The sequence below is a fragment of the Nonomuraea sp. NPDC000554 genome (assembly GCF_040300065.1).
Lineage (GTDB): Bacteria > Actinomycetota > Actinomycetes > Streptosporangiales > Streptosporangiaceae > Nonomuraea.
This window is the reverse complement of record NZ_JBEPDC010000067.1, coordinates 1-2,555: the sequence shown is the minus strand read 5'-3', so window position 1 is coordinate 2,555 and position 2,555 is coordinate 1. Positions and strand designations below refer to the sequence as shown.

Annotated in this window: 1 protein-coding gene; it reads left to right on the top strand. The window is 65.7% G+C overall.

Annotation, left to right across the window (positions count from 1 at the left end; genetic code table 11):
* Nucleotides 1-768: 768 nt before the first annotated feature.
* On the top strand, nt 769-2,193 hold the full coding sequence (gene rox / locus ABT294_RS50630; RefSeq protein WP_350813734.1) for a rifampin monooxygenase: 1,425 nt from the start codon (nt 769-771) through the stop codon (nt 2,191-2,193).
* Nucleotides 2,194-2,555: the final 362 nt, after the last annotated feature.

Below are 2,555 nucleotides of genomic sequence, written 5' to 3'. Positions count from 1 at the left end.
CTTCCACCGGCAAGCGACGACGAGCTTACGCACAGACGATCAGCCGCTACATCACGGCTTCACCTCCGTTCTGCTGGGCGCACGAGATCACCTCATTGACGCCTTTTCCCTCGTCGCTCACCACAACAGTCTTCAGCTACCGCAGCAGAGGGCGGTTTGACGCCTCCCGCGCAGGGCGATCGCCGCGGCGGCTGGGGGTTGGTGACTGTTTGGTTTGTGAGGTTCGGTGTGAGAAGTTTGCCCAAGTCCACCGCCTTTACAATGTAGATTTTTAATCGCTGACCGTCCTTGCAGGGCAGTAGGGCAGAGTCCTGTGGCTGCTCGGGCCCGGTATGACCGCATGCAACCTCACGGGTGCCCGGCTTTGCGGATCAGACCGTCGGCCGTGACCGGGACCAGCCGGGCCGCCACGCCGGATTCGCCCTGCAACCGCACGGGCCCGTTGGGAGTCGTGATCACGTGGCTGGGAAAGGATTGGACGGGATGATGCTCGGACTTGTAGCTTGCAGTTGACCGTGACACCGCCCGAGGAGGTGAGACCCATGAACGCTGTAGCGATGTGGGTGCTCCCCCTTCCCGTCACGGCCGGCGATTGACGTAGGTGTCGCCGGGAGCGCCTCGACAACAAGGCACTCCCGAAAGGCAACACCTATGGACTCTCTGCAGTTCCCCGCCGAGCCGCCGTCGAACGATACGGACGAGCGCGACTTCACCATGGGCGACGTCCCCGGACTCCGGTCGCCGGCCTCCGACGCCGATCGCGCGCCCATGTTCGACGTGATCATTGCCGGGTGCGGGCCGACTGGCGCGATGCTGGCTGCCGAACTGCGGCTGCACGACGTGCGGGTACTCGTTCTGGAGAAGGAAACCGAGCCCAAGTCGTTCGTCCGCATAGTCGGTCTGCATATTCGCAGTCTCGAGCTGATGGCAATGCGCGGACTGCTGGAGCGCATTCTCCAGCATGGAAGACAGCGTCCGGCCGGCGGTTTCTTCGCCGCCATCAACAAACCCGCGCCCAAGGGCCTGGATTCCGCGCACGCCTATCTGCTGGGCATCCCGCAGCCGGTCATCGAACGCCTGCTCGAAGAGCATGCGATCGAACTGGGTGCGCAGGTCCGGCACGGTTGTGCGGTGGCCGGTTTCGAGCAGGACGACGAGGGTGTGACCGTCGAGCTGACCGACGGGGAACAACTGCGTTCGCGCTATCTCGTCGGCTGTGACGGCGGGCGCAGTACGGTGCGCAAACTGCTCGGCGTGGGCTTCCCCGGCGAGCCCTCGCGGACCGAGACGCTGATGGGCGAGATGGAAGTGGGTGTGCCGCAGGAGGAGATCACCGCCAAGGTGACCGAAATCCACGAGACCCATCAGCCCTTCTGGCTCAGGCCCTTCGGCGAAGGGGTCTACAGCGTCGTCGTCCCCGCCGCGGGAGTCAGCGATCGCGCGGAACCGCCCACCCTCGAGGATTTCAAACAAGCGCTGCGCACCATCGCCGGAACCGATTTCGGCGTGCACTCCCCGCGCTGGTTGTCCCGTTTCGGGGATGCCACCCGGCTGGCCGAACGTTATCGGGTCGGGCGGGTGCTGCTGGCCGGCGATGCGGCACACATCCATCCACCCACCGGCGGACAGGGCCTCAACCTGGGCGTCCAGGACGCGTTCAACCTCGGCTGGAAACTGGCCGCACAGATCCGCGGCTGGGCACCGGAAACACTGCTGGACACCTACCAGGCCGAACGTCATCCGGTCGCCGAGGACGTGCTGGACAACACCCGCGCCCAGATGGAACTGCTGTCGACCGAACCGGGCCCGCGGGCCGTGCGCAGGCTGCTCACCGAACTGATGGACTTCGACGAGGTGAACCGCTATCTGATCGAGAAGATCACCGCGATCGGCATCCGCTACGACTTCGGCGAAGGCCCCGACCTGCTCGGCCGCCGCCTGCGCGACATCGACGTGAAACAGGGCCACCTCTACGGTCTGCTGCGTCGCGGCCGCGGCCTGCTGCTGGACCGCACCGAACGCCTGACCGTCGGCGGCTGGTCAGACCGGGTCGACTATCTCGCGGATCCCACTGCGGTACTGGATGTTCCGTGCGTCCTGCTACGCCCCGACGGCCACGTCGCCTGGATCGGCGACGATCAGCAGGACCTGGACGACCACCTCTCCCGCTGGTTCGGCAGGCCCGCCAACTGATTTCGCCTGAGCCACCAAAGGCCCCGGAACAACCGGAAGACGGCGAAAGAGCACCGCGGGGTGGATCTGCGCAGGCGTCCGCGCGTTCGTGTAACGGTCTTGGGCTCAAGTGATCAGTGCATCAGCGGCGGTGTCAGGACGGCGACAGCCCGGTGTCAGAGCGGTCGGCGATGGTAGACGCCATGAACGGTTCAGCGATCGCGGCCTCCGGGCTGCGAACTGGGCCGACCCGACCCTCGTGCGTCGCTCATGGAAGCCCATGAGCGACACGCCGGGACGGGTCTCGCACGATCGAAACAACGCAGCACAAGGAGCACACGATGCAGAAGTTCGACACCGCCGCCCCGATCTCCGCCGTCCTG